The following is a 6,744-nucleotide window of genomic DNA, read 5'->3' on the forward strand; positions in this document are numbered from 1 at the left end:
GCCGCGGGTCATCACCGGTGCGTCACCAGAGAGGTGGAGAAGCCGTAGTCGCCGCCCGGGTCCTCGCCACCGTCGTCGTCCGGCGCGACGATGATGATGACGAGCAGGGCGATGGCGAGGACGACGCCGACGGCTCCGCAGATGACCCCGGCCAGCGCCTGCCCTGGATTCGTCGCCTCACCCCGGCGCGCCTTCCCCCGGCCGATCAGACCGAAGATCACGGCGAGGACGCCCAGCACGATCGCCAACGGCCAGGCGCAGAACAGCACCGTCGCGATGATGCCCAGCACCAGACCGGCGGTCCCCATGCCGTTGCTCGGCATGGGCTGCATCATGGGCCAGCCGTAGCCCGGTGCGCCCGGGTGGGCGAAACCCGGACGAGCGGCGCCGTACTGGGGATAGCCGTAGCCGTACGGGAGCCGCCCCGGGCCGTCGGGGGCGATCGGCGGCGGGGGGACGTGCTCGCCGGGAGCGGGCTGCGGGTACGGGGTGTGGGCCCCCGGCGGTGCGAAGGGGTTGTCCATGGAGGGGCCGCCGAGGATTCCGGGGCCGGGCTGCACCGGTGCGCCGGGGAACGAGGTGATCGTCGGCAGGCCGTACACCGGAGGAGGCGTGGCACTCCCCAGCGCGCTCCCCGCGGACGAAGCGATCACCTCGGGCGGCGCCCAAGCATGGGGCTCCTCCAGGGGCGGCGCCCACGGGTTGGGCTCCTCCTCGGGCGGCGCCCAGAGGTTGGGCTCGGAGTCCCGGCCGACGGCGCGCTTCCCGAGGGAGACCCGGGCATCGGGGGCGGCGGCAGAAGCAGCAGGGGCCGCAGGGGCCGCAGGGGCCGCAAAGGGCGGAGTGCCCTGTCCGGGCACGGAACCCTTCGGCACGTCACCACCCTTCGGCCCGTCACCGAACGCGCTGTCCACCCACCGCGCGCTCTCCTCCGGCGCGGAATCCGGACCGCTGTCCACCAAAGGCGCCGCGGGGTCCGGGGCGTCGGCGGGTGCCCTGTCCGATCCGGGTGTCGCGTCCGCGGGCTCGGCTGTCGCGTCCGCGGGCTCAGGTATCGCGTCCGTGGGCTCGGGTATCGGGTCGGCAGGTTCGGGTATCGCGTCCCCGGGCTCCGCACCCGGCGCGGCGTCCACCACGGGGGACCCGTTCCGTGTGGACGCCGGGTTCCCGTCGCCCGGCGCGGTCGACGCGGCCCCCTCGCCCGGCGGAGCCCACGCGCCCGCGTCGCGTGGCGCATTCGGCCTCTGGGCGTCGTCGGACATGCGCGAGGTCCCCTCTGTCGTACGTTCGGTCATGCTACGGCCCGGGCGCGGCCGGCGGATCTCCGTGCTCTTCCTCGGCTCCGGCGTGCACGGACTCCGCCCTGCCGGTGCCCGGCACGACGACCCACGCCGGGCTCGCACGGCCCACGCCGGCCCCCGCCGGGCCCGCACGGCGATGGGCCGCCGCCTACGATGATCCCCGAGTCATCGATCAGCCGATCACCCGCGTCCCGCCGAGTACGGCCCGGAGACGCCGTTCCGGGGAGGAACCCCTTGACCGAGCACATCACCGCACGCGACGACGCCCGCGACATGCACTCCTTCATCGCCGGGCTGCCCAAGGCCGAACTGCACGTCCACCACGTCGGCTCCGCCTCCCCGCGCATCGTGTCCGCCCTCGCCGCCCGCCACCCCGACTCCCGGGTGCCGACCGACCCCGAGGCGCTCGCGGACTACTTCACGTTCACGGACTTCGCCCACTTCATCCAGGTGTACCTGTCCGTCGTCGACCTCATCCGCACGCCCGAGGACGTACGGCTGCTGACGTACGAGGTCGCACGGGACATGGCCCGCCAGCAGGTGCGCTACGCCGAACTGACGATCACTCCATGGTCCTCCACGCGGCGCGGGATCGACGAGCTCGCCTTCATGGACGCGATCGAGGACGCCCGCAAGGCCGCCGAGACGGAACTCGGTGTCGTCCTGCGCTGGTGCTTCGACATTCCGGGCGAGGCCGGACTCGAGGCGGCCGAGGAGACCGTACGGCTCGCGACCGACGACCGGCTGCGGCCGGAGGGGCTCGTCTCATTCGGGCTCGGCGGACCCGAAGTCGGCGTGCCGAGGCCTCAGTTCAAGCCGTACTTCGACCGTGCCCGCGCCGCGGGACTGCGGTCGGTGCCGCACGCCGGTGAGACGACGGGCCCGGAGACGGTCTGGGACGCGCTGAACTTCCTGGGCGCCGAGCGCATCGGCCACGGCACCAGCTCCGCCGGGGACGCGAAGCTGCTCGCCCATCTCGCCGAGCACGGCATCGCCCTGGAGGTCTGCCCGACCTCGAACATCGCCACCCGCGCGGTGCGCACCCTCGGAGAGCATCCCCTCAAGGACTTCGTGGCGGCCGGGGTGACGGTCACCGTCAACTCCGACGACCCGCCGATGTTCGGCACCGACCTCAACACCGAGTACGCGGTCGCCGCCCGCCTCCTCGGCCTCGACGAGCAGGGTCTCGCGGCGCTCGCCCGGAACGCGGTGCGGGCCTCGTTCCTCGACGATGCCGGCAAGGCGAAACTCGCCGCGGAGATCGACACCTACACCGCGACCCGGCTCGCGCTCTGACCCGGCACATCCCACCCAGCACAATGGGCACATGCGCACCGTGACCGCAGTCGCCCACCGCGGCGACCCCTACCGCGTCCGCGAGAACACGATCGACTCGTTGCGTTCCGCGCTCCAGCAGGGCGCGGACGCCGTCGAGATCGACGTACGGCTGACCCGCGACCGCGTACCCGTACTGCTGCACGACGGGACGCTCAAGCGCCTGTGGGACCACGACCGGCCGCTGGGCTCGCTCTCCTGCGACGAGGTGCGCGGGCTCACGGCGGGCGGGGTGCCGACGCTGGCGGAGGCCCTGGGGGCGACCGGCGACACACGGGTCATGGTCGATCTGCCGGGGCCGGTGGACGCGGGGGTCGTCCGCGAGGTCGTGGACGTGGTGCGGGCGTGCGGGGCGGAGGAGCGGGTGTACTACTGCGCCGCGGCACCCGCCATGCTCGCGGTACGGGCCGTGGACCCGTCCGCGGAGATCGCGCTGACCTGGACGAGCCTGGCACCGCCGCGCCCGGCGCTGCTCGACGCCGTACGGCCGCGCTGGCTCAACTACCGCTTCAGTCTGGTGAACCGGGATCTCGCGGCCCGCGTCCACCGCGACGGCCACCTGCTCTCCGTGTGGACCCCGGACACCCGTCGCTCGATGCGCCGGCTGCTCGACGTGGGGGTCGACTCGATCACGACCAACCGCATCGACACGCTGACCACCCTGCGCCGGGACTGAGCCGGAGGACACACAGGGCAGCGCCGACGACGGACGGCGGCCTGCGGACCGGGCACGGCGGTGCGCCGACGGGGCATCCGCGCTCAAGCAGCGGGCACCGGAGCGCTCACCCGGTCCGGGGTGAGCGCCTCCAGGCGCTTGATCCTCTTCCGTACGACGTACAGGGGGATCACCCCGAAGATCCCGAAGGACATGTCGACGACCGTCCACCAGAAGGGAATTCCGCGGATCGGTCCGCAGATCAGGGCCAGCGGGACGATGCCGGCACAGGCGATCATCCCGAACTCGACGACCCAGATGTTGCGGACCGGGTCGCGGTACGGACCGTAGAAGGCGACCGCGATCACCAGGTGGGCGAACGCCAGCCAGTCCGTTCCGTAGAGCAGGAAGGGGTACTGGGAGTCTGCGTCGTCGAGGCCGTGCCGCACCCGCTCGATCCAGTCCATCAGGGCGGGCAGGTGCTCCGGCACGGACAGGGACCGCAACAGGTCCTCGGTCCAGTGGAGTTCGTGCACCAGCGGGAAGGCCGTGGCGCCACTCAGCACCAGGCTGACGACGAAGAAGACAAGCCACGCACGGATGCCCTTGAGCAGGGCGGCTCTGTCGCTCATGCCTGGAGCGTACGCCCCGACTTGAACGCGTTCAAAACCGCCCCTGCCCGGGGCTCCGACGGTTCAGGCGCCGCTCTCCCGCAGCATGTCCTCGCGCTCGACGAGCTTCACGCGCGCGCGGCCCTGGGGTTCGCCCAGCGCCTTCTCCGCGGCGTCCAGCCGGTACCAGCCGTCCCACGTGGTGAAGCGCACGTCCCGCTCGCCGAGGAAGGCGTCCACGGCGGCCGGCTCGGGCGAAGAGGGGGCGAGCAGACGGCCGTTGGCGTGGTCGTCGAGCAGGCTGGCGACCGTCTCGTTGGCGTCGCCCTTGGTGTGACCGATCAGACCGATGGGACCGCGCCGGATCCAGCCGGTGACATACGTGGACCGCAGGTGCTCGCCGGAGTCCTCCAGCACCCGGCCGGCCGCGTCCGGCACCGTGCCCGAGTCGACGTCCCAGGGCAGCTTGGGCAGGCTGTCGGAGAGGTAGCCCACGGCGCGGTAGACCGCGGTGACGTCCCAGTCCTTGAACTCGCCGGTGCCCTTGACGTTCCCGGTGCCGTCGAGGGCGGTGCGCTCGGTGCGCAGGCCGACGACCTCGCCGTTCTCGCCGAGGATCTCGGTCGGCGACTCGAAGAAGTGCAGGAACAGCTTGTGCGGGCGGTCGCCCGCGTCGCGGATGGCCCAGTTCTCCAGGGTCTTGGCGACCATGTCGGCCTGCTTGTTGCCGCGCCGGGTGGCGATCGAACCCTCGTCGTAGTCGATGTCCTCGGGGTCGACGATGACCTCGATGTTCGGCGAGTGGTCCAGCTCGCGCAGTTCCATCGGGCTGAACTTCGCCTGCGCCGGACCGCGGCGGCCGAAGACATGGACCTCGAGCGCCTTGTTGGCCTTGAGGCCCTCGTGGACGTTCGGCGGTATCTCGGTGGGCAGCAGCTCGTCCGCGGTCTTGGCGAGGATGCGGGCCACGTCCAGCGCCACATTGCCGACACCGAGGACGGCGACCTTCTCCGCCTCCAGCGGCCAGGTGCGCGGAACGTCCGGGTGACCGTCGTACCAGGAGACGAAGTCCGCCGCGCCGTACGAGCCGTCGAGGTCGACGCCGGGAATATCGAGGGCCCGGTCGGCCGTGGCGCCCGTGGAGAAGATCACCGCGTCGTAGAAGGCGCGCAGATCGTCGAGGTTGATGTCCCTCGGGTAGTCGACGTTGCCGAAGAGACGGATCTGCGGCTTGTCGAGCACCTGGTGCAGGGCGGTGATGATGCCCTTGATCCGGGGGTGATCGGGGGCGACGCCGTACCGGATGAGACCGAACGGGGCCGGCATCCGCTCGAACAGGTCGATGGAGACACCGGGCTCGACGGCCACTGCGGATTTCAGCAGCGCGTCGGCGGCGTAGATACCGGCGGGGCCGGCTCCGACAATGGCTACCCGCAGAGGGCGAGGCATGATCAGATTCCCTTCGAGCAGGGGCAGGGGACTCGACGGGAAGCCTAAACTAAGGCAAACCTAAGTCAGTAGGCGGGTCGGGGCTATGACCTCATAAGGCTGACTTATGGGTGATCAAGGTCCGCTTTATGGGTGGCCGGAAGGCCGACCGGAGGCCTTGTCGCCCGCTCCACCCGACTACCGCTGGACCGCCCTCGAAGGAGTGGGGTTCGCCCCGGTCGGGACGGCGGACGGCTCGACGGGCACGGAGGTGGGCGTCGCCGACGGCGGCCCGGAGCGGATGGGCGAGCGGGTCGGTCCGGTGGAGCCGGGCGCGGTGCTCGGGGCCGGGGTCCGGTCGGAGCGGCCGGTCGTACTGGGGCGGGGGCTGACGCGCCCGGGCGACACCGACGGCGTGGGCTCGGCCGACGGACTGCTCGCGGACGGCGGGGCCAGCGGAACCACAGGGGACACGGGCGACTCCGGTGCCGCCGACCGGAGCGGCAGCGCGACCAGGGCACCGACGGCACAGGCCAGGCCGGCTCCGGCCGCGGCGCGCAGCAGCCGGCGGCGGGCGGCACCCCGGCGGATCGCCTCGTAGCGGCCGGGCGGTGGACCCAGGTAGTCGGAGGGGGGCCGCATGATGACGGCGAGCGGGTCCTCGGCGTCGAAGTCCGGACCGTCGTCAGAGTGTGTGATCAAGACTTCTCCTCAGGTGGGCGCGGAGCAGTTCGCGGGCCGCGTGGAGATCGGCCTTGACGGTGCCTTCCTTGCGCCCGGTCAGCACGGACACCTCCCGGATCGGCATGTCGGCGTAGTAGTGCAGCAGGATCGGGACGCGCAGCCGTTCGGGCAGCGACTGCACGAGCAGACGCACCGACGGATCGGCCTGTTCGTTCCGCGGGCGGACGGCGGCCTCGGCGGTCGCCCGGTGCACGGCCCGTCGCTCCCGCTCCAGTTTGCGCCAGTGGTCCCGGACGATATTGGCCGCGGTGACGTAGAGAAACCCCCGCGGCTCGGCCACCGAGGTCCAGCGGGCCCAGAGCCGGGTGAACGCCTCCGAGGCGATCTCGTGGGCCGTCTCGTCGTCGTCGACGAGACGGCGGCACCAGCCGGCGAGGCGCGGATAGAGGGCGGCGAACAGCTCGGACGCCGCCTTCTCACGGGACCCTTTCAACACTCTCCATGGTCGTGACAGGACTCGAAGGGAAGGATCCCGGGCCGCGGGCGTACGGTCCATCGGCCCAGGATCCTGCCTCCGCGTCCACGGGGGACCCGGAGGCTGCGACGGGGAACGCGGCGGTCGCGCGGCGGACCGGCCGCGCGGGGGGCCCCCCCGCGCCCCCCCCCCCCGCAGGGGGCCCCCGGGCGCCGCGCCCCCCAACCCAAAACCATTTAGAGGTTGGCGCCACCG

The 6,744-nt window shown here is 72.2% G+C and carries 6 protein-coding genes and 1 pseudogene; 2 read left to right on the forward strand and 5 right to left on the reverse strand.

Annotated features, from left to right (window positions below):
• Nucleotides 1-11 precede the first annotated feature (11 nt).
• Nucleotides 12-1,262: a hypothetical protein gene (locus ACFWBT_RS25630; RefSeq protein WP_385704415.1), complete on the reverse strand. Its 1,251-nt coding sequence runs from the start codon at nt 1,260-1,262 to the stop codon at nt 12-14.
• Between the two features lie 206 nt (nt 1,263-1,468).
• On the opposite strand from ACFWBT_RS25630, the pseudogene ACFWBT_RS25635 reads away from it, so the two are divergent.
• A pseudogene (locus ACFWBT_RS25635) lies at nt 1,469-2,597 on the forward strand (adenosine deaminase).
• 31 nt (nt 2,598-2,628) lie between these two features.
• The gene (locus tag ACFWBT_RS25640; protein WP_385704418.1) at nt 2,629-3,312 is read left to right on the forward strand and encodes a glycerophosphodiester phosphodiesterase; all 684 of its coding nucleotides are present in this window, start codon (nt 2,629-2,631) and stop codon (nt 3,310-3,312) included.
• An 83-nt stretch (nt 3,313-3,395) separates the two neighbouring features.
• Here the strand turns inward: ACFWBT_RS25640 and ACFWBT_RS25645 are convergent, their stop codons facing one another.
• The 4 genes from ACFWBT_RS25645 to ACFWBT_RS25660 form a co-directional block, all read right to left on the reverse strand.
• Nucleotides 3,396-3,923 (reverse strand): hypothetical protein, encoded by a 528-nt coding sequence (locus ACFWBT_RS25645; RefSeq protein WP_385704421.1) that lies wholly within the window; start codon nt 3,921-3,923, stop codon nt 3,396-3,398.
• Nucleotides 3,924-3,986: 63 nt separating this feature from the next.
• Complete coding sequence (locus ACFWBT_RS25650; RefSeq protein ID WP_385704424.1) at nt 3,987-5,351, reverse strand: FAD-dependent oxidoreductase; 1,365 nt, start codon at nt 5,349-5,351, stop codon at nt 3,987-3,989.
• Nucleotides 5,352-5,528: 177 nt separating this feature from the next.
• Nucleotides 5,529-6,032, reverse strand: coding sequence for a hypothetical protein (locus ACFWBT_RS25655; RefSeq protein ID WP_385704426.1), 504 nt, complete (start codon nt 6,030-6,032; stop codon nt 5,529-5,531).
• On the reverse strand, nt 6,016-6,507 hold the full coding sequence (locus ACFWBT_RS25660; protein WP_385704428.1) for an RNA polymerase sigma factor: 492 nt from the start codon (nt 6,505-6,507) through the stop codon (nt 6,016-6,018). Before ACFWBT_RS25660 ends, ACFWBT_RS25655 begins: the two co-directional genes overlap by 17 nt.
• Nucleotides 6,508-6,744 lie beyond the last annotated feature (237 nt).

The sequence above is a fragment of the Streptomyces sp. NPDC060027 genome, assembly GCF_042737005.1.
Taxonomy (GTDB): Bacteria; Actinomycetota; Actinomycetes; order Streptomycetales; family Streptomycetaceae; genus Streptomyces.